Source organism: Microbacterium sp. zg.Y909, assembly GCF_024626565.1.
Genome location: NZ_JANJFJ010000033.1, coordinates 1 through 19,999 on the forward strand (window position 1 = coordinate 1; position 19,999 = coordinate 19,999).

Genomic DNA, 19,999 nt, shown 5'->3' on the forward strand with positions numbered 1-19,999 from the left:
GAAGGTCTCGCCGCGGGCGATGTCGAAGCTCACGTCGTCGACGACGGCGTTGCCGCCGTACGTCTTTCGCAGGTTGCGCACCCGAACGGCATCACTGTCCATATGACCAGCTTGGGGGTTCGCGGCCGGATTACCCAGCCGCAAAGGGCTGCTCCCCAGGTGAGAAGGTCGCATGCCCCGCGAATGGCGCCGCCGGCCGCGGTCCGGGGTGAGCCCGAGACCGCCGCGGGCTACGCTCGTCATGTGACCGAACGCGCTCCCCTGTCCCGCAAGCTGTCCGCCATCGCCGAGTCCGCGACGCTGAAGGTGGATGCCAAGGCGAAATCGCTGCAGGCTGCCGGCCGCCCCGTCATCTCGTACGCCGCCGGCGAGCCCGACTTCGCCACCCCGCAGTTCATCGTGGATGCGGCCGCTGAGGCGCTGAAGGACCCCGCGAACTACCGTTACACACCCGCGGTCGGGCTACCCGTGCTGCGCGACGCGATCGTCGCGAAGACCCTGCGCGACTCCGGGCTCGAGGTATCGCCCTCGCAGGTCATCGTGACCAACGGCGGAAAGCACGCCGTCTACCAGGCGTTCCAGACGGTGGTGAACCCTGGCGACGAGGTGCTGCTGCCGGCACCGTACTGGACCACCTACCCCGAGGCGATCGCCCTCGCCGACGGCGTGCCCGTCGAGGTGTTCGCCGGCGCCGACCAGGACTACAAGGTGACCGTCGAGCAGCTCGAGGCCGCCCGCACCGACAAGACGACGGCGCTCGTGTTCGTCTCGCCGTCCAACCCGACGGGCTCGGTCTACACCGCCGAGGAGACCAAGGCGATCGGCGAGTGGGCGCTCGAGCACGGCATCTGGGTGATCACCGACGAGATCTACCAGAACCTCGTCTACGAGGGGGTCCGCGCCGTCTCGATCGTCGAGGCTGTGCCGGAGCTGGCGGGACAGACCCTGCTGGTCAACGGGGTCGCGAAGACCTACGCGATGACCGGCTGGCGCGTGGGCTGGATGGTCGGGCCCGCCGATGCCATCAAGATCGCAGGCAACCTGCAGTCCCACCTCACCTCCAACGTCAACAACATCGCCCAGCGCGCGGCCCTCGCCGCGCTGACCGGCCCGCAGGAGGACGTCGAGCAGATGCGCCTGGCGTTCGACCGCCGCCGGCGGCTGATCGTCGAGCAGCTGTCGAAGATCGACGGCGTCACCGTGCCGACGCCGCTCGGCGCGTTCTACGTGTATCCGGACGTCAGCGGGCTTCTCGGCCGCACGTGGGGCGGCGTCACGCCCACCACCTCGCTGGAGCTGGCCGACCTCATCCTCGATCAGGCCGAGGTGGCCGTGGTCCCGGGTGAGGCGTTCGGTCCCTCCGGTTACCTGCGCCTGTCTTACGCGCTCGGCGACGATCAGCTGCTCGAGGGCGTGCGACGACTGCAGGACCTCTTCGCCTGACGCCAGGCGGCCGGCATGCCGGCCGAACCGCGCCCGGCCGAGGGTTTTAGAGCTCGACGCCCACCAGCACCGGTTCCGGCTGCAGGATGAGACCGAAATCGGCCTGAACCCGCTGCTGGATGAACCGGGCGAGTTCGGCGAGTTCGGCGGCCGTGGCCGAGCCTCGGTTGGTGAGGGCCAGGGCGTGCTTGGTCGACAGTCCGGCGCGCGAGCGCGGCAGCCTGAAGCCCTTGCGCAGCCCCGCGTGCTCGATGAGCCATGCCGCGCTCACCTTGACTTCCGATTCCTGCGCTACCGGCGACGGCACGCTGCCGTCGAACTGCGAGAGCGGGATGACGGTCACCGGCGAGATGTCGGGGGTCATCGGCCAGCGGGGGCATTCCGGGGGAAGCGTGCGGGCAAAACCGGCCGAGACGACCGCGTTCTGGAAGAACGAACCCGCGCTGTAGGTGTCGGGGTCGGCGTCGTCGAGCACCATCCCCTTCGCCCGGCGCGTCGCCAGCACGGTCTCGCGCACCCAGTCCAGGGTGACCGTGGCATCCGGCTCGAGCCGCAGCGCCTGCCGCAGCTGCGCTCCCCGCACCGGGAACTCGCCGTGCCCGACATCGGCCAGCTCCAGCGTCACGGACACGATGACCCCGCGCCGCCGGGCACCCACGCCGTAGTGGTCCTTCAGGACCGACGTGCGAAAGCCGAGGCCCAGCTCGGCGGCCGGGACGGTCTCGACCTCGCCGGTAGCCTCGTCGAGCAGCTCGATCTCGACGAGCGTCTGCACGATCTCCTGACCGTAGGCGCCGACGTTCTGGATGGGCGCGGCGCCCGTGGTGCCCGGGATGCCGGACATCGCCTCGATCCCGGCGAGTCCCTCCGCAACCGTGTACGCCACGAGCTCATCCCAGTCGTGACCGGCCTGCACCCGCAGGCGCACGAACCCGTCGCGGGGCGACGGGAGACGCTCGATGCCGCGGCTGCGGATCAGCACGACGGTGCCCTCGAACGGCTGGTCGGACACCAGCAGGTTCGACCCGCCGCCGACGACCAACCACGGCTCGCCTTCGGCCCAGATCTGTCGCACCGTGTCGACCAGCTCGTCGCGCGTCTGCGCTTCGACGACGCGCTGCGGGGTGCCGCCGACGCGCAGCGTGGTCAGCTGCGCCAGCGAAGGAGCGGGAGTGATCTCCGGCATGTCAGCGACGCACCCGCACCTGGGCCTTGCCGAGCACGGTCGTCGCCGCGCTGGAGACGGTGAGGTCGATGCGAAGGGTCTGCTCGTCGAGCGCGCCCACGGTGGCGACGACCTCGACGTCGGCGCCCGCCTCGGCGTCGACGACGACAGGGCGCGTGAAGCGCACGCCGTACTCGAGGATGCGACCGGAGTCACCGAGCCACGGCACGATGGTCTCGACGGCCAGGCCCATCGTCAGCATGCCGTGGGCCAGCACGCCGGGCAGCCCGACACGGGTGGCCACGTCGTCGCGGTAGTGGATGGGGTTGTAGTCCCCCGACGCGCCGGCGTAGCGCACCAGCGACTCGCGGGTGAGGTGCACGGTGCGCTGCGCGACCACGTCTCCTACGGTGAGCTCGCTCATGCGTCCTCTCCTCCCACCAGCAGCACCGACACGGCCGTCACGACGTGGTCGCCGGCGGCATCGGTCATCTCGGTCTCGCTCGTGACCATCGCACCCTTGCCGAACGGGCGCACCGTGGTCACCCTCAGCGTCGCCGTGATCTCGTCGCCGGCCACGATGGGCCTGGAGTAGCGGAACCGCTGCTCGGCGTGGATCGTGCGCTCCAGGGCGATACCCGAATCGGGCTCGGAGAGCAGCTGCTGCAGCGCGACGTCCTGCACCACCATGGCGAACGTGGGCGGCGCCACGACGTCGGCGTATCCCAGGGCCGCAGCTGCGGTCGGGTCGGTGTGCTGCGGGTCGGTGGCGAAGACGGCACGCGCGAATTCGCGCACCTTCTCCCGTCCCACGAGGTACGGCGGGGTCGGCGGGAGGACTCGGCCGACGAGCTCGGGATTCACGGACACGCGTTCCATCCTCCCACAGCCGCGCCGCCCGTCAGCGGGCTACGACCGCCGTGAACGAAGCGCCCGCAGCGCCATCTGAACGGCGATGAAGGCGAGGAAGACGGCGAAGAGGATATTCGCGGTGAAGGGATCCAGCAGGGTCGCGACCCATGCTCCGAGGGCCGTCGTCGTGCAGGCAGCGACCCCCACCAGCGACGCGGCGACGAGGTCGACGTTGCCTCGGCGGACGTTGCCGATCGTTCCCGACAGCGCGGTCGGGATCATCATCAGCAGCGACGTGCCCTTGGCGATCAGGTCGCTGGTGCCGAAGAGCAGCATGAGCGCCGGGACGACCACGACTCCCCCGCCGACACCCAGAAGGCCGGCCAGGATGCCGGTGATGAAGCCGAGCGCCACGAGTCCGAGGCCGGACGCCCAGGTCAGCACCAGCTCGGCATCGCGGGAGGGCACCACGATGAACAACGACACGATGACGACGACGAGGAACCCCACGAAACCCCAGCGGAGGGCGTTCTGGTTCACACGGGCCAGCAGCCACGAACCCAGCTGTGCGCCGATGACGGCGGCAGCCGCCAGGATCAACGCCGGGACCCAGGCCACCGAGCCGTTCACCGCGTAGGAGATGACCCCCACCGTCGCCGTCGGAACGATTGCGGCCAGCGACGTGCCGGCCGCGAGTCGCTGGTCGAAGTGCAGCAGCAGCACCAGCAGCGGCACGATGACCGTGCCGCCGCCCACGCCGAAGAGGCCCGAGAGCAGCCCGGCCGCGAGGCCGACGCCGAGGCAGCTGAGGATGAAGCGGGGGGTGCGCCGAGCGGGCGCTGCGGAATCGGTCATCGTCAATACACGTCGTCGATGGCCCAGCCACCGTCCACCCTCACCAGGGTGTACTCGTAGGGCGATGCCACAGGTTCCGGATCCGCCAGGGGCTCGCCGGTCTCATCGGTCAGGGTGAGGAAGCTCTCCGTCGTGTACACGGTGATGACCCCGCCCGCCTGTTCGACCGAGTCCACCTGGATCTCGTACTCATCGGTCGCGGCGCCGAACCGCTCGGCCTCGGCCTCGAACGCGGCGCAGTCGGGAAGCTCGAGCGCCTCGCGGAAGGATTCGGTCGTGGTGCGGAAGTACAGCTCGCAGTCCGCGTCGCTCCACGCTTCGTCGTACGCCTCCACGACCTCGACCGCCACGCGCTCCGCGTCGCCGCCGCTGCTCGCGCCGCCGGCGGTGAGCGCACCGATCACCCGCGGGATGAAGACCGCGGCGAGCACGATGAGGCCGATGACGACGACTCCCACCACGACGAAGACGATCCACAGCCGCGATCTCCGGGGCGGCTCGACAGCCGGCGCGTGCCCGGGATAGCCGGCAGGGGCGCCGCCGGCGCCGGACGCCGGGCCCGCGGGGAATCCGCCGGGGTACCCGCCGACGGCTGCGTCCGTTGCGCCGCCGCCGGGGTAGCCGGGGGTGGTCGGCGTGGTGCCGGCGGGCGCGATGCCCGCGGCCGCCGCCGCGGCGGGGTCGAGGCCGGCCAGCGCCTCAGCGGCCGAAGGAACAGCAGGCGGCTCCGAGACGCTTGCCTCGGCCGCCGGAGCAGTCGCCTGCGACGCTGGCTGCACGTGCTGCGTCCACGCCACGCCGTCCCACCACCGCAGCGTCCCGCTGCCATCGTCGTACCAGCCGGGAGGCGTGGTGCTCATGACGTTCCCCTCGCTCTTGGGGCGACCGATGCCGCGCCCGTCAGCCTATCCGGCACCGCAGAGCCGTCACGGCGCTCAGTTCTGCGGCAGGTCGGGGTCGGATCCGACCCGCTGCCCGCGGTCGAGGTCGTCGATCGCAGCCATCTCGGACGCGGACAGCTCGAAGCCGAACACGTCGAAGTTCTCCGCCATGCGCTCACGCGAGTTGGATTTGGGGAACACGATGATCCCCTGCTGCAGGTGCCAGCGCAGCACCACCTGGGCGGGGGTCGCTCCGTGAGCGGCCGCGGCATCCACGATCGGCTGCTCGCCGAAGAGGTCGTACTTGCCCTGCCCGAGCGGCCCCCACGCCTCGGTGCGGATCCCGAGCGGCTCGATGAAGGCGCGCAGCTCCCGCTGAGCGAAGGCGGGATGCAGCTCGATCTGATCGACCGCCGGCACGGTGTCGGATTCCGCGATGATGCGCTCGATGTGCGACCGGTGGAAGTTGGAGACGCCGATGGAGCGGGTCAGTCCCCGCTCGCGCAGCTGTTCGAGGGCACGCCAGGACTCCGCGTACCGATCCAGGTCGGGGCGCGGCCAGTGAATCAGGTACAGGTCGACGAAGTCCAGACCGAGCTTCTGCAGGCTGAGATCCATCGCGTCGAACGCCGACTGCGTCCCCTGGTCCGCGTTCCACAGCTTCGTGGTGACGAACAGCTCGTCTCGCGGGATGCCGGAGGCGGCGATCGCGCGGCCGACGCCCTCTTCGTTCCCGTAGACAGCGGCCGTATCGATGTGCCGGTAGCCGATCTCGAGCGCATCGCTGACGATGCGCTCCGTCTCGGCGGGGTCGACCTTGAACACGCCGAAGCCCAGCTGCGGGATGGTGTGGCCGTCATTGAGGGAGAGGGTGGGAACAGTCATGAATCCAACCCTGGCACGGCCGGAGCAGACAGGCGCGTGAAAATCGCGGTCACAGCCCCCACGGTCCCTGCCAGACGGCTTCCTCCACGACGAGGTCGTCGAAGAGCGTCATGGCCGGACCCCGTGATCCGGACGACCTGACGGCGTACCCACGGGGGAGGTCGTCGACGAGCTGCCCGTCTCTCGGACCGCCCATCAGGAGGAACACCATGCAGGCACCGTAAGCCGGACACGCGGATGCGAGCGAGTGGTTGCGCATGGCCCCGGCGCGCCGTAAGGGTAAGCTGGAACAGCTCCCCGCTGGTCGGGTCGAATGCCAGTACTGGCCGGAACTGAGGAAGTGGCGTTTTGGGTACGCTTTATTACGGTGGCGAATCGACGCCCGTGCACATCGAGGATCGGGCTCTGGCCCACCTCAAGGTCGTCATCGCGACCAAGCTCCGCCGCGGCGAGAGCTTCACGGTCTCGTGGCGGCACCCCGACGATCAGCCCCGCGGGCGCAGCACCGTCTGGATCCACCCCTCGATTCCGTTGCGATTCGTCTTCGATGACCCGGAGCCGGCGCAGCTGAGCCGCACGTGGGTCGAAGAGCTGGCCAGCAGCGCCAACTCGTCAGGGGGCATCCTGCTGATCTCCGAGCACTTCGACACCGAGGCGCTGGATGTGGTCGCCGACGGCCAGGAGTCGTCCGCTTCACTGACCTGACCGACCCCTCGTCTCGCACCCCGGGCGGGCCGACCGCGGTCCGCCGCGCGGCTTCACTTGATGCCGGCCGTGGCCACCCCCTGGATGAAGTACTTCTGCAGGAACAGGAACAGGATGAGCACGGGCAGGAGCACGACCACCGCTCCCGCGAGCAGAATGCCGAACTCCGTGGTGTTGGACGCCTGGGAGGCCACGGCCAGCGCGACCGGAAGCGTGAAGGTGCCCTCGCTCTGCGCCACGATGAGCGGCCACAGGAACGAGTTCCACGAACCGAGGAACGACAGGATCGCGATCGTGGCCACCGGCGGGCCAGATAGGGGCAGGAAGATCCCGAAGAACAGCCGCGCCTCTCCCGCACCGTCGACGCGGGCCGCTTCGAGCAGCTCGGTCGGCAGCGAATAGGCGAACTGTCGCATGATGAACACCGACAGCGGCGTCACCAGGAGCGGGGCGATGATTCCGGCGAGCGTGTTCACGAGACCGAGCTGCACGACCACGAGGAACTGCGGCACGAAAATGGCCACATAAGGGACGATCCAGGCGAAGATGACCGCCGAGAAGACGAGGTTCTTCCCGCGGAATTCGAGCTTCGCCAACGCGTAGCCCGCCATCGAGCTGAACAGCACATTGGCCGAGACCGCGACGATCGACACGATCGCGCTGTTGACGAAGTACAGGCCGAAGCCGTTCTCGGCGAAGAGGTCGATGTAGTTCTGGATCTGGAAGCTGCGTGGGAACCACGCCCCCGGATCGGACATGAACTCGGCCTGCGTCTTGAACGACCCGAAGAACACCCAGACGAACGGCAGCAGCAGCAGTCCGACGATGGCGATGACGGCCGCGTACAGCGTGGCCGATGCGAGGCGTGATGTCTTGTTCAATGCTTCGGCCTCAGCAGACGGAATTGCACGACGGCGACGATCGAGACGAAGACGATCAGAAGGAACGATCCGGCCATCGAGATCGCGGTGTTCCCGAACCCGAACTGCTCGTAGATCCAGAGGGCGATCGAGCGGGTGGCACCGAGCGGGCCGCCGGCGGTGAGCAGGTAGGGCTCCTCGAAGATGCTGAGGAACGACACCGTCATGAGGACGGTCACCAGCAGCGTCGCGGGGCGCAGGAGCGGGAGGGTGATGGCCCAGAAGCGTCGGGTCGGCGACGCCCCGTCGACGGATGCCGCTTCGTAGACCTGCTGCGGGATGGCCTGCAAGCCCGCCAGGAAGAGCACCATGCAGGTGCCGACGTTGCGCCAGACGCCGAGCATCACCACGGTGGTCACCGCCGAGACCGGGTCGCCCAGCCAGTTGGTTCCGACGACCCCGACACCCTCGAGCGCCGCGTTCACCGGGCCGAGCGGAGCGAAGGCGTACTGCCAGATGACGGCCGCCGCAACGATGTTGGTGATCACCGGCAGATAGGCGGCGGCGCGGAAGAGGGTGCGCAGGCGACGGATCCCCTTGTCGAGGAGCAGCGCGAGCACCAGCCCGACCGCGACGGTGAGGGGCACACAGACGGCCACGAAGAGAGCCGTGTTGAGCATGGAGCGCTGGAATCCGGCATCACCCAGCACCCGGATGAAGTTCTCCAGCCCCACGAAGTCGACGGCGAACGGCGTGCGGATGTCGCGGGAGGTGATGTCGGTGAGGCTCATACCCATGGCAGCGAGCACCGGGATCGCGGTGAACGCCGCGGTGATCACCAAGAACGGCAGCAGGAACAGCCAGGCTGCGCGTGCCTGTGAGCGCTGCAGCGATCCACGTCTGCGCGGCGCCGCCTGCCGCCCCGACGGCCGCCACCGGGAGGGCGGGGCGGTGGCCTCGCCCTCCCGGCTCGGTGTGACCGCTGCCGACATGACTACTGGCCGACGCCGATGGACTCTGCCTCTGCCTGCGCGGCATCCAGCGCTTCCTGAGCCGTGGCGGTGCCGCGGGCGACGCGCTCGATCTGCTCCCCCAGCACCTTGCCGACCTGATTCCACGTGGGCACCGCCGGAATGGACACCCCGTATTCCATCGCCTCACGCACCTGGTCGAGTGCCTCGTCGTCGGCGATGGCGGGATCGTCCCACGCCACTTGCACGGTGGGCAGGTTGCCCATCGCCTCGAACCAGGCGAGCTGGGTCGCTGGCGCCGACGCGTACTGGACGAACTTCCACGCGGCGTCGGCGTTGTCCGCATCTTCGAGCACGGCCCAGTTGCCGCCGCCGATCGACGCGGCGCGGTCCCCGTCCGGCCCGGCCGGCGGAACGAGCGCTGCCATGTGCTCGTCCAGCCACGCCTCGCCGTTGGCATCCTTGATCCAGCCCCGCAGCCAGGGACCGTTGAGCACACCGGCGATGCGGTCCTGCGTGAGGTAGGCCACCGAGTCGACGGACGTCGGGCCGTCGGGTGAGACAAAGCCGTCGGCGAAGAGCGAGCCGTAGAACTCCAGCGCCTCGACGTTCTCCGGAGAGTTGATGGTCCACTCGGAGTTGTCGTCGCTGATGATGCCGCCGCCATTCTGGTGCGCGAACGTGTCGAACTGGGCGGCGGTGTATTCGTCGAACGGAACGACGTAGAAGGCCAGCGGGTAGGCGACGCCGCCGTCCTTGAGCGTCTGGGCGAACTCGCGCAGGTCGTCCCAGTCCTGCGGGGCCTCGACCCCCGCCGCCTCGGCGAGGTCGGCGCGATACTGGAAGACGCGAGCGTAGGTGAACCAGGGCACCCCATAGGACACGCCGTCCACCTCGCCGGTCTTCCACACCGATTCGAAGAAGTCCTCCTCGTCCACCAGACCGTCGGGCACCGGCGCGAAGGCCTCGGTGGCGAAGAGCGCCGGCTGGTGCTCGGCGAAGACGTAAACGAGGTCGGGCACCGTTCCCGCGGCGATCGCCGCGGTCATCTTGGTGACGAATTCCTCCTCGGGAATCGGCGTCATGTCGATCTTCACGTCGGGGTTCTCGGCGATGAAGTCGTCGAACAGCGTCGGCAGCTCTTCCGCCTCGGCCCCCGCCGCCCACAGCTCGATCGTGCCCGTGGCAGGTCCGTCGCTCACCGAAGAGGCATCGCCTTCCTCCGAGCCTCCGGCATCCGGCCGGCCGCAGCCGGTGAGGATGAGCGCGGCGGTCGTGATGGCGGCGGCGGCGCCGACCGCACGAGTGCGGCTCCGTGTCGGGATGCTCATGATGCGAGTCCTTTCTCGATCAAGCGGTGCATTGATTGTGAGGGAAGATCTGCGCAGGCGGCGCGTGGGCAGCGGGCGAGTTCTCCCACCCCCCACAGCCGATAGTGCAGCGTCGCGCCGCCGTGCGGTTACCGTTGCGCCCGGGCCGCCGAGTCTGCTACGGACAGCAAGGACACCGCGCCGGGGGTGAAGGCCCGCCCCTCGATCGGGACCGCTGCGGCGCGCTAGCTCAGATCACGGAGCCCGAACGGCAGCTCAGCGGCCAGTTCGCGGGCGAGGAACCCGAGCCCCAGGCGCTCGGTCAGCCGATCACCGGCGCGCGCGTGGGTGGCCGATCCCCAGATCGCTGCCCGCGCCGATCCCGTCCCGCGCGCGACGAAGCCGGTGACCGCCCCGGCCAGCACGTCACCGCTGCCCGAGGTTGCCAGGCCGGGTCCCCCGCCGTCGATCCGCCACGAGGCGCCGTCCGGCGCGGCGACGACGTCGTAACACGTCACGACGGCGTCGTAGCGGCGGGCGACCTCGCCCACCGCAGCGGGCAGGTCGTCGCTGAGGTCGTCGGCATCCACGCCGAGCAGAATCGCCAGCTCCTCGCGGTTGGGAGTCAGCACCAGCTCTTCCGGCAGCCGCGCGCGATCGACGTCGGGCAGGATCCCCAGCGCGTAGGCGTCCAGCACGAGGCGCGCCGGGCCGGCGTCACCGACGGCCAGGAGAGTGTCCCTCGTCTCGTCGGCGTCATCGAAGCCCGGCCCGACGAGCACGGCATCCGCCGCGGCGATCTTCTCGCTCGCAGAAGCGTCGAAGGGGGAGGATGCTTCGTCGGGCAGGGCGTAGATGCCGGCCTCGGGCAGCACGGTGCCGACCTGGGCGTCGATGGAACCGGGGACGAAGACGCTCAGCCTGCCGGCGCCGACCCTCAGCGCGGCTTCGCCCGCCAGCATCACGCCCCCGGGCGTGCGCCGCGAGCCGCCGACCACGATGACGTCGCCGCGCGACTTCTTGTCGCCGCCCGGGTCGGGAAGACCCCACGTCGACAGCAGCTCGCGGGTGACCTGTTCGGGGGTGCGCGCCGCCTCGGTCATGGTCGCTGGGTCCCTTCAGCGGTTGCCGAGGCCGGGTCGCCGACGTCGGGAGTTCCGGGGTGCACAGTGACCGCCGCGCCTTCTTCACGCAGGTGGCTGACGTCGGAGAAGAGCGGCATCTGCCAGTCGTCATCGGCGAATTCCAGCCGGGTGACCGAGGCGTTCAGCACGGGGTTGCCGGATGCGAACGCGAGGATCTCCTGCTCCTGCAGACGGCGCAGCAGTGACGCGATGAGGGTGACGACCGCATCGTGCGCGACGATCAGCGCGGACTCCTGCGGCGCCACCAGCAGGTCCCCGAGGAAGGACCTCAGCCGAAGGGCGACATCGGCCCACGATTCGCCGCCGGGGGGCCGGTGGTAGAACTTGCCGAGGTGGCGCCGTCGCGCCGCCTCTTCCGGATGCAGCCTGGCCACCCCGCTCGTGGTGAGCAGGTCCAGGATGCCGAGCTCCCGATCCCGCAGTCTCTCGTCGACGGCGACCGGGACAGGGTCGCCGTCCAGCGCGATCGCCAGGGTCTGGCGGGCACGCAGATAGGGCGAGACCCAGAATCCCTCGACCTCAGCACGGTGCTCCGCGAGCCATTCGCCCAGCGCCTCCGCCTGCTGCTCACCGGTCGGCGACAGCGGCACGTCGGAGTCGCGGATCTCGATCGGTATGCGCTCGAGGCCCTCGCGCTCAGCGCGCGTCGCCGCGACGTTTCCCACGCTCTCGCCGTGTCGTACGAGCCACAGAGTCTTCACCGGCATCCGCCCACCCTAGAACCTTCGGCAAGGGTGTGCGCGGGGGTTGCGGCGCGCGGTCGGAGTCCTCCGCGCGAGATCCACCCCGTCAGTCTGTGCTCTGAAGCTGCTCCAGGTGACGGCGCATCGCATCAGCAGCCTCGTCGGCGCGGCGCGCCTCGATGTGGTCGAGGATCTCGACGTGCTCCTGGTCGATCTCGGCCCACCGCTTCGTCGAGCGGCCCGAGGCGAGCGAGTTGCGCTGGAAGACGTCCCACACAGGCGGTGCGAGCAGCGACACCAGCCGATTGCCCGCGGCATCCATCACCGCCTGGTGGAAGTCCTGGCTCGACACGGTGCGGTCGAGCACGGTGCGGCCGTGCTCCACGCGCACGGCGGCACGTCGCAGCCGGGCGAGATCGTCGTCGGTGCGACGCAATGCCGCGCTGCGCGCCGAGGGCACCTCGAGGATCAGCCGGGTCTGGAACAGCTCGTCGTCGTCGATGGCGTTGTACCCGCTCAGCAGCTGCAGGCTCGTGACGATGTTCTCCTGCAGGGCGTCCGTGTTGGGCTCCGCGACGAACGTTCCGCCGCTGACGCCGCGGCGCGTGCGGACGAGATTCTGCGAGGACAGCATGCGCAGAGCCTCGCGGATCGTGTTGCGGCTGACCCCGAACTGCGCGCCCAGCTTGTCCTCGGTGGGAAGCTGCGCGCCGGGGGCGAGCGTGCCGTCGACGATCATGCGCCGCAGCTGCGTCGCCACCTGCCGGTAGGCGGGCTCGATGCGCTGCACGGCCAGCCCTGCTGCCGCCTCGCCCGGTGTCTCCATGTGCCACTTCCCCCTCGACGCGTGAACTGCTCCAGCGTAGGGCCAAAAGTCCGAGCTTTCCAACTGCCGAGCTAGAGCCCTCCAGTATCCGCTGGATCGCGCTCGAATGGCAGGAAACCTAGTCGTTACATAGCGGATATCTGCCGTGCACAGGGCGTCCCTATCGTCGCTTCCATAAACATTGGACATTTACAGATCGGCTTGGATGTGACCAGATTCATCACCTCGCGCATCGTGCGCACCGTTCTGACGGTGTTCGCGGTGCTGACTCTCGCCTTCGTGCTGGCTCGGCTGGCCGGCGACCCGGTGCGCCTCATGCTCCCCCAGGAGGCAACCCAGGACGACGTCGACGCGATGCGTGCGACGCTGGGCCTGGACCGGCCCCTGTGGGAGCAGTACGCCACGTTCCTCGCGGCGGCGGCGCGAGGAGACCTGGGCGACTCGATCCGGCAGGGCGTGCCGGCGGTCAGCCTCGTCATCGATCGCCTTCCCGCCACCCTCGAGCTGGCGGTGATCTCGTTCACGATCGGCCTCGCCCTGGCGATCGCGATCGCCGTGACGGGCGAGTTGTCCCGCAGTCAGCGGGTCCGCAACGCGATGCTTTGGATCGCCACGACGCGCCAGGCCATCCCGCCGTACCTCTTCGGCATCCTGATGATCCTGGTGTTCTCCGTCTGGCTCGGGGTGCTCCCGGCCATGGGCCGGACGTCGTACGCCAGCTACGTTCTGCCGATCATCACGATCGCCACCTTCGAGGTCGCCCTCTACCTGCGTCTTCTGAATCAGGAGTTCGCCCAGAGCCGGGAGCAGGACTTCGTACGGACGGCCCTGGCCAAGGGCGCCTCCCGCGTCCGGGTCGTGATCCGCCACCAGCTTCCCAACGCCCTGCTTCCGCTCATCACCGTCGCCGGAATCAACCTCGGCGTGCTCGTCGGCGGCCTGGTCGTCCTGGAGACGGTCTTCAACTGGCCCGGGCTCGGCCGCCTGATCGTGCAGGGCGTCGAGCAGCGCGACTACCCGGTCGTGCAGGCCGGTGTCGTGGTGATCGCGATCGTCTTCGTGCTCATCAACCTGATCGTCGACATGCTCTACGCCGTTCTCGACCCGAGAGTGAGGATCGCCCGATGACCGCCATCGCCACGCCCCGTGGGGCCGTCGCCCGAGCCAGGAGCATCGCCGCCGCGCTACGCCGAAGCGCTCCGTCCACGCACGTCTCGCTCCTCTTCCTCACGATCGTCCTCGCGCTGGCCGTCGTCGTGCCGGTGCTGCCCGGCATCGATCCGTACGGGCAGAACCTGGAAGCGAGCATGCTGGCGCCCTTCTCCGATGGTGCACACCTGCTGGGGACCGACCAGCTCGGTCGGGACATGCTCAGCCGGCTCGCGCTGGCCACCCGCATGTCGCTGCTGATCGCCGTCGGGGCGGTGGCCGTCAGCGCCGTGATCGGCCTGCTCGTCGGCCTCATCGCCGGCTACCGCGGCGGCCGCATCGACGCCTTCCTCATGGGCGTCGGCGATGTGCAGCTGGCGATCCCGGTCGTGCTGCTGCTGATCGTGATGGTGGCGGCACTGGGGTCGAGCCCGCTGCTGCTGATCCTGCTGCTGGGGCTGACCAACTGGGTCGCCTACGGACGAGTGGTGAGAGCCATGGTGATGTCCCTGCGGGAGCGCGAGTTCGTCACGGCCGCTGTGTCCGCCGGCGCCTCGGCGACCTGGGTCGTACGCCACCACCTGCTTCGCAACGTGCTGCCCCAGGTGATGATCCTCTCGGCATTCCAGATCGGGGTGGTCATCACGATCGAATCGTCGCTGAGCTTCATCGGCCTCGGCATCCAGCCGCCCACGCCGAGCCTCGGACTGATGATCAACGAAGGTCAGCGCCACCTGCAGTCCGACCCAGCGCTGACGATCGTGCCCGCCCTCGCCGTCTTCCTCCTCATCGCCGGCGCGCAGTTCCTCTCTCAGGGACTGGAACGCACCCGCGCCCGGTGAGACCACCGACCCCGCCCGCATCAACCAAGGAGACACCCGTGCACACTCACCGCCCCGCCTCCCGATGGGCAGCGGCATCCGCGTTCATCGTCGTCGGCTCGCTCCCCCTGTCCGCCTGCGCGGGCGGATTCGACGACGCGGCCGCCGCAGACGACACCATCGTGGTCGCGCTGACCGGCGAACCGTCGTCGCTGGATCCGCTGTACGACACCAACCTCAACGCGCTCAACGTCTTCTACGACGTGTTCAACCAGCTCACCACGATCAACGACAAAGGCGAGGTCGTGCCGTCCCTCGCTACGCAGTGGTCGGCCGACGAGTCGCTGACCACGTGGACGTTCACGCTGCGCGACGACGCAGAGTTCCAGGACGGTACGCCCGTCACGGCGGCGGACGTCGTCTTCACCTATGAGACGGCGATGAACGACCCGCAGTCGAACCTCGGCGGCTACATGACCACGATCGACTCGGTCACGGCAACCTCCGACCTCGAGGTCGAGTTCCGACTGAACACCCCGTACGCGCCTTTCGATCGCCAGGCGACGCTCGTTCCGATCCTCCCGCAGAAGATCTACGAGGCGGACCCGAAGGGCTTCGCCGCCGCGCCGGTCGGCTCCGGACCCTACGCGGTGGAGTCCTGGAACAAGGGCGACTCCATCATCCTGACCCGCAACGACGACTACTTCGGCGACGCGGCGGCCTACGAGCGCATCGAACTGCGATTCGTGCTCGATGAGACGACGCGGGCCAACTCGCTGCAGTCCGGAGATCTCGACATCGCACTCCTGGGTACGTCGCAGGTGGCGACCGTCGCCGCGGCGGACAACGTCGAGGTGGTCGACCAGCAGAGCAACCGCGTGCTCTACCTCGGCTTCAACGGCTCAAGCGGGCCGCTCGCCGACGAGAGCGTGCGCCGCGCCGCCGATCTCGCGATCGACCGCGAGGCCATCAGCGACGACCTCCTCAACGGGGCGGTCGAGCCCACCGGGCAGCTCGTCGCCAAGGTCACCTTCGGGTACAACGACGACATCGCCGCCACGCAGTACGACCAGGAGGCCGCAGCAGAGCTCCTGGCCGGCTCCGGCTACGACGGCTCCCCGATCACCTTGTCCTACCCGACCACCGGCCTGCCGCAGATCGATCAGCTCGCCCAGGCCGTGGCCGGCTACCTGGAGGCCGCGGGCTTCACCGTCTCGCTCGACGGTCAGGAGGCGGGGTCGTTCAGCACCAACTGGCTCTCGGGCGGGCTCGACGGCATGTATCTGTTCGCCTTCGCCCCGTCGGTGATGGATGCCGACCTGCCGCTGTCCATGCTGACCCGCACGGGCGGCCAGGGCTACTTCAGCAACCCGCGCATCGACGAGCTGCTCGTGGCGGAGATCGCCGAGCCGGACGCGGACACCCGCGCCGCACTGCTCGGCGAGATCTCCACGATCGTCGCGGAGAACACCTACTACGCCCCGCTGTTCATCGACACCTACACCTACGGCTTCCGCGCCGGGCTGGAGTGGACCCCGCGTCCCGACGGCTTCTTCATCTTCAACTGACCGACAGCCATCGAAAGGACTGAATCATGACCACCATCCCCCGCGAGAACACCGCCGTCCTGGTGATCGACATGCAGCGAGCCTTCTTCGACAACGAGGACTCGCTGGGACGCACCGGCATCGACGTCACGCCCCTGCGCGCCGCGATCCCGGGCACGAAGCGACTCATCGCCGACGCCCGCGCCGCCGGAGTCCCCGTCATCTACACCCGCTACGTGTACCACGAGGGGATGGTCGACTTCGGCCCGATCCGGGGCGTGCGGGCGCAGGAGCGGGTCGACGGCCGGTCCCTCGGCGCCGGCGACCCGGAGATCGAGATCATCTCCGAGCTTGCCCCTCTTCCCGGCGAGATCGTGATCGACAAGTCCCGCCCGAGCGCTTTCTACGGTACGCGCCTGGAGCCCGTGCTCACCGGCATGGGCATCCGCAACGTGGTGCTGTGCGGGGTCACGACGAACATCTGCGTCGAGTCCACCGCTCGCGATGCCGGACAGCGCGACTACGGCACGTACGTCGTGCGCGACGCGGTGGCCGAGTTCACGGCCGAGCGCAACCACCACGCTCTGTACGCCATCGATTGGAGCTTCGGCCAGACGTGCACGCTCGACGAGATCGAGCAGTCGTGGGACGTGAGCTCGGAGCCGATGACCTCCGTCGAATACGCCGTGGCGTAAGCAGACAGGACTGCACCGTGACCGTGACGACGCCGCTCAGCGGCTGGCGAGGCCGGATCATCCTGGCGACGCTTGCCCTGGCCGGCGTCGTCGCGGCGCTGGTGCAGACCCTGGTGCTCCCGCTGCTACCCCTGTTCCCCCAGTGGCTCGGCATCAGCGTCGCCGATGCGCAGTGGATCGCGACCTCCACGATGCTCGCCGGTGCGATCGGCGCTCCGCTGTTCGGCTGGCTGGGCGACCGGTTCGGCCTCGCCCGCATGATCGTGCTCTCCCTCCTCCTCCTCTCGGTGGGCTCGGTGGTCGCCGCCCTGGCCGACACCCTCTCGGTCATGCTGATCGGCCGTGTCCTGCAGGGTCTCTCCGCCGGCATCGTGGGGCTCGCGCTGGCGCTGGCGCGCACGACCCTCTCCCCCGGTGCACTGCCCTGGGCGGTCGGTGTCGTCAGCGGCACCCTCGGCGTCGGCACTGGGCTCGGCGTCCCTCTGGCAGGGCTGCTCCTCGAGACGCTGCCGTGGCAGTCGGTGTTCTGGATCGCGGCGGCGCTGGGCGCCGTGAGCGCCGCCCTGGTGGCACTGCTCGTGCCGCACCGTCCGTCGCGATCGGCGAAGAAGTTCGACATCGCCGGCGCGGTCGTCTTCAGCGGCATCCTCCTCGCCATCCTCATCCCCCTCAGCACGCTCGGCACCGCCGGGGTGACTGCGGGCGGCGTGGTCTCGTGGGCGGTCGCGGCCGCGGCCTCGGTGTGGTGGGTGCGCCACGAGCTGCGCACTGCGTCTCCGTTCGTCGACGTGCGATTCGCCCGCCGGCGGCCGATCGTCTCGTCGCACGTGAGCGCGCTGCTGATCGGCGCCGCCTTCTTCCTCAGCTTCACCGGAACCGTCTATGTCGTCCAGACGCCCACGGTCGACGGCGTGGGCCTCGGAGGATCGGTGCTCATGACCGGTATCGTGCAGACCCCGGCGAGCCTGGCTTCCATCGCCGCAGCCCCGCTGGCCACGTTCATCGCCACGCGGTGGGGCGCCCGCCGCACCGTCACGGCCGGCGCATTCGCCGTGGCGATCGCGAGCCTCGTCCGCCTGCCGGTGCTCGACGACCCGGTCGTGGTCGCGGTCTGCGCTCTACTGGTCTCGGGGAGCGCGTCCTTCACCTTCGCGGCCATGCCCCTCGTGCTCATGGACGCCGCCCCCGTGCACGCGACGGGCACAGTGAACGGCCTCAACATCATGATGCGGCAGATCGGCTCGGCGAGCGCGGGCGTGATCGGCGCGGTCGTCCTCGCCGCCACGGCTGATGCCGCAGCGCCCAGTCGTGACACGTTCACGTGGCTGTTCGGGCTGGGCGCCGTCTGCGGCCTGCTCGCCGGCATCGCCCTGCTGCCGTGGCGCCGCCGCGCGCAGCGCCTCATCTCCACTCCCTCTCCCTCCCCCGCCCCCGAAAGGACCCCGCGATGATCGCATCCACCGACGCATCCGCTCCCTCCTCCAGCCGTCGAGGGCCCGTGCTCTCCGTGAACGGGCTCGGGGTGGACTTCGTCACCGCCGGCGGCACCTTCTCCGCCATCCGCAACGTCTCCTTCGAGATCGGCTACGGCGAGACCGTGGCCGTCGTCGGCGAATCCGGCTCGGGCAAGTCCACGACCGCCGCAGCGATCAACCGGCTGCTGGCCGCGAACGGGCGCATCTCCGCGGGATCCATCACCTTCGCCGGGCGCGACCTGGCCACGGCGTCCGACAAGGACATGACCGCACTCCGGGGTGCGGGCATCGGGCTGGTTCCCCAGGACCCGATGTCCAACCTCAACCCCATCCAGCGGGTCGGGGATCAGATCGCCGAGGTGCTGCACATCCATCAGATCGCGACCGGTCGCTCTGCGTGGCTGCGCGTGATCGAGCTGCTGGACATGGTGGGCATTCCGGATGCCGCGCGCCGGGCGACCCAGTACCCGCACCAGTTGTCCGGCGGAATGCGCCAGCGCGTGCTGATCGCGATGGGGCTGGCCTGCCGCCCGCAGCTGCTGATCGCGGACGAGCCCACGAGCGCCCTCGATGTGACGGTGCAGCGCACCATCCTCGACCGGCTGGGCGATCTCACCGCCGAGTTCGGCACCTCTGTGCTGCTCATCACCCACGACCTCGAGCTGGCCGCGGAGCGGGCCGACCGGGTCGTCGTGATGTACCGGGGCGACATGGTGGAATCCGGTGACGCGGCCCAGATCCTGCAGGCGCCGCGGGCCGACTACACCCGGCGACTTCTGGCCGCGGTGCCGGCGATCGACGCGACCCCCCTCGTCGCAGCCAAGGCCGAGGTCGCGGACCCGATCGTGCGTCTCCACGGGGTAGGCAAGGTCTACCCGGTGCGCGGGCGGAAGCACCCCGACTTCGTCGCCGTCGAAGGCTCCACCTTCGACATCCCCCGCGGGCAGACGGTCTCGGTGGTGGGCGAATCGGGTTCGGGAAAGTCCACCACCGCACGACTCCTCCTGGCGTTGGAGAAGCCGACGCACGGAGAGATCACCTTCGAGGGCGCGCCCCTGTCAGCGATGTCCAAGCGCGACCTGTTCGCCTTCCGGCGCCGCGTGCAGCCGGTGTTCCAGAACCCGTACGGCTCCCTCGACGGAAAGATGACGGTCGGCGACAGCATCTCCGAGCCGATGCGCATTCACCGCGTGGGCGACCCCGGCACCCGTCGGGCGCGGGTCGGCGAGCTGCTGGAGCAGGTCGCGCTGCCGCCCGAGCTCGCCTCGCGCTACCCGGCCGAGCTGTCAGGCGGGCAACGCCAGCGCGTCGCGATCGCGCGCGCACTGGCGCTTCAGCCGGAGTTGATCGTGCTCGACGAGGCGGTGTCGGCACTCGATGTCATCGTTCAGGCGCAGATCCTCGACCTGCTCGTGCGACTGCAGGAGGAACTGGGGCTGAGCTACCTGTTCATCAGTCACGATCTGGCCGTCGTGCGGATGGTCTCGCATCAGGTTCACGTCATGCAGCGGGGGCGCATCGTCGAGTCCGGCACCCCGGCTCAGATCTTCGACGCTCCACGTGAGCCCTATACGCGCGAACTCATCGCCGCCATCCCGGGCGGCGGGATCCTGCACGACGCGGCCTGACGCGTCGCTCGTCGACGCCACCAGGCTGTGGCTCAGCGAAGGGGTGGGGGGGGCGGCCGCGCCGGGGGGGGAGGGGGCCCCGCACCACAACACGCCGGAGGTG

General features: G+C 69.5%; 21 protein-coding genes. 8 read left to right on the plus strand and 13 right to left on the minus strand.

Translation table 11 applies throughout. The features are described from left to right. The first annotated feature begins 243 nt into the window (after positions 1–243). Positions 244–1,443: a pyridoxal phosphate-dependent aminotransferase gene (locus tag NQ160_RS04590; protein WP_257514065.1), complete on the plus strand. Its 1,200-nt coding sequence runs from the start codon at positions 244–246 to the stop codon at positions 1,441–1,443. Positions 1,444–1,489: 46 nt separating this feature from the next. Here NQ160_RS04590 and NQ160_RS04595 read toward each other — a convergent pair whose 3' ends face one another. From NQ160_RS04595 to NQ160_RS04625, 7 genes are all read right to left on the minus strand, one after another. Further along, positions 1,490–2,629 (minus strand): UDP-N-acetylmuramate dehydrogenase, encoded by a 1,140-nt coding sequence (locus NQ160_RS04595; protein ID WP_257514066.1) that lies wholly within the window; start codon positions 2,627–2,629, stop codon positions 1,490–1,492. Position 2,630: 1 nt separating this feature from the next. Then, positions 2,631–3,032 (minus strand): MaoC/PaaZ C-terminal domain-containing protein, encoded by a 402-nt coding sequence (locus tag NQ160_RS04600; RefSeq protein WP_257514067.1) that lies wholly within the window; start codon positions 3,030–3,032, stop codon positions 2,631–2,633. Continuing rightward, positions 3,029–3,478: a MaoC family dehydratase N-terminal domain-containing protein gene (locus NQ160_RS04605; protein WP_257514068.1), complete on the minus strand. Its 450-nt coding sequence runs from the start codon at positions 3,476–3,478 to the stop codon at positions 3,029–3,031. Before NQ160_RS04605 ends, NQ160_RS04600 begins: the two co-directional genes overlap by 4 nt. Positions 3,479–3,517: 39 nt before the next feature. Then, positions 3,518–4,315 carry a sulfite exporter TauE/SafE family protein gene (locus NQ160_RS04610; protein ID WP_257514069.1) on the minus strand — a complete coding sequence of 266 codons (798 nt, stop codon included), beginning with the start codon at positions 4,313–4,315 and terminating at the stop codon, positions 3,518–3,520. Between the two features lie 2 nt (positions 4,316–4,317). Next, positions 4,318–5,175: a DUF2510 domain-containing protein gene (locus NQ160_RS04615; protein ID WP_257514070.1), complete on the minus strand. Its 858-nt coding sequence runs from the start codon at positions 5,173–5,175 to the stop codon at positions 4,318–4,320. 75 nt (positions 5,176–5,250) lie between these two features. After that, complete coding sequence (locus NQ160_RS04620; protein WP_257514072.1) at positions 5,251–6,081, minus strand: aldo/keto reductase; 831 nt, start codon at positions 6,079–6,081, stop codon at positions 5,251–5,253. Between the two features lie 49 nt (positions 6,082–6,130). Next, entirely contained in the window at positions 6,131–6,292 is a 162-nt protein-coding gene (locus NQ160_RS04625; RefSeq protein ID WP_257514074.1) for a hypothetical protein, read from the minus strand. A 137-nt stretch (positions 6,293–6,429) separates the two neighbouring features. On the opposite strand from NQ160_RS04625, the gene NQ160_RS04630 reads away from it, so the two are divergent. Further along, the gene (locus tag NQ160_RS04630; RefSeq protein WP_257514075.1) at positions 6,430–6,786 is read left to right on the plus strand and encodes a DUF7882 family protein; all 357 of its coding nucleotides are present in this window, start codon (positions 6,430–6,432) and stop codon (positions 6,784–6,786) included. A gap of 53 nt (positions 6,787–6,839) precedes the next feature. Here NQ160_RS04630 and NQ160_RS04635 read toward each other — a convergent pair whose 3' ends face one another. The 6 genes from NQ160_RS04635 to NQ160_RS04660 form a co-directional block, all read right to left on the minus strand. Continuing rightward, complete coding sequence (locus NQ160_RS04635; RefSeq protein ID WP_257514076.1) at positions 6,840–7,667, minus strand: carbohydrate ABC transporter permease; 828 nt, start codon at positions 7,665–7,667, stop codon at positions 6,840–6,842. Then, complete coding sequence (locus tag NQ160_RS04640) at positions 7,664–8,638, minus strand: carbohydrate ABC transporter permease (protein ID WP_257514077.1); 975 nt, start codon at positions 8,636–8,638, stop codon at positions 7,664–7,666. Before NQ160_RS04640 ends, NQ160_RS04635 begins: the two co-directional genes overlap by 4 nt. 2 nt (positions 8,639–8,640) lie before the next feature. Then, positions 8,641–9,948, minus strand: coding sequence for an extracellular solute-binding protein (locus NQ160_RS04645; RefSeq protein WP_257514078.1), 1,308 nt, complete (start codon positions 9,946–9,948; stop codon positions 8,641–8,643). Positions 9,949–10,172: 224 nt separating this feature from the next. Continuing rightward, a complete protein-coding gene (locus NQ160_RS04650) occupies positions 10,173–11,030 on the minus strand; it encodes an NAD(P)H-hydrate dehydratase (RefSeq protein WP_257514079.1) in 858 nt (285 codons plus the stop codon). Next, positions 11,027–11,779 carry a histidine phosphatase family protein gene (locus NQ160_RS04655; RefSeq protein WP_257514080.1) on the minus strand — a complete coding sequence of 251 codons (753 nt, stop codon included), beginning with the start codon at positions 11,777–11,779 and terminating at the stop codon, positions 11,027–11,029. The genes NQ160_RS04650 and NQ160_RS04655 overlap by 4 nt, the downstream gene beginning before the upstream one ends. 82 nt (positions 11,780–11,861) lie before the next feature. Further along, complete coding sequence (locus tag NQ160_RS04660; RefSeq protein ID WP_257514081.1) at positions 11,862–12,581, minus strand: FadR/GntR family transcriptional regulator; 720 nt, start codon at positions 12,579–12,581, stop codon at positions 11,862–11,864. A 207-nt stretch (positions 12,582–12,788) separates the two neighbouring features. Between NQ160_RS04660 and NQ160_RS04665 the strand changes: the two genes are divergently transcribed. The 6 genes from NQ160_RS04665 to NQ160_RS04690 are packed head-to-tail and all read left to right on the plus strand — an operon-like array spanning position 12,789 to position 19,896. Further along, on the plus strand, positions 12,789–13,709 hold the full coding sequence (locus tag NQ160_RS04665; RefSeq protein ID WP_257514082.1) for an ABC transporter permease: 921 nt from the start codon (positions 12,789–12,791) through the stop codon (positions 13,707–13,709). Next, positions 13,706–14,572 (plus strand): ABC transporter permease, encoded by an 867-nt coding sequence (locus tag NQ160_RS04670; protein WP_257514083.1) that lies wholly within the window; start codon positions 13,706–13,708, stop codon positions 14,570–14,572. Before NQ160_RS04665 ends, NQ160_RS04670 begins: the two co-directional genes overlap by 4 nt. Before the next feature lie 38 nt (positions 14,573–14,610). Further along, complete coding sequence (locus tag NQ160_RS04675; RefSeq protein WP_257514084.1) at positions 14,611–16,119, plus strand: ABC transporter substrate-binding protein; 1,509 nt, start codon at positions 14,611–14,613, stop codon at positions 16,117–16,119. A gap of 26 nt (positions 16,120–16,145) precedes the next feature. Further along, entirely contained in the window at positions 16,146–16,793 is a 648-nt protein-coding gene (locus tag NQ160_RS04680) for a cysteine hydrolase family protein (RefSeq protein WP_257514085.1), read from the plus strand. Positions 16,794–16,810: 17 nt separating this feature from the next. Then, positions 16,811–18,244, plus strand: coding sequence for an MFS transporter (locus NQ160_RS04685; RefSeq protein WP_257514086.1), 1,434 nt, complete (start codon positions 16,811–16,813; stop codon positions 18,242–18,244). Continuing rightward, the gene (locus tag NQ160_RS04690; RefSeq protein WP_257514087.1) at positions 18,241–19,896 is read left to right on the plus strand and encodes an ABC transporter ATP-binding protein; all 1,656 of its coding nucleotides are present in this window, start codon (positions 18,241–18,243) and stop codon (positions 19,894–19,896) included. The genes NQ160_RS04685 and NQ160_RS04690 overlap by 4 nt, the downstream gene beginning before the upstream one ends. Positions 19,897–19,999 lie beyond the last annotated feature (103 nt).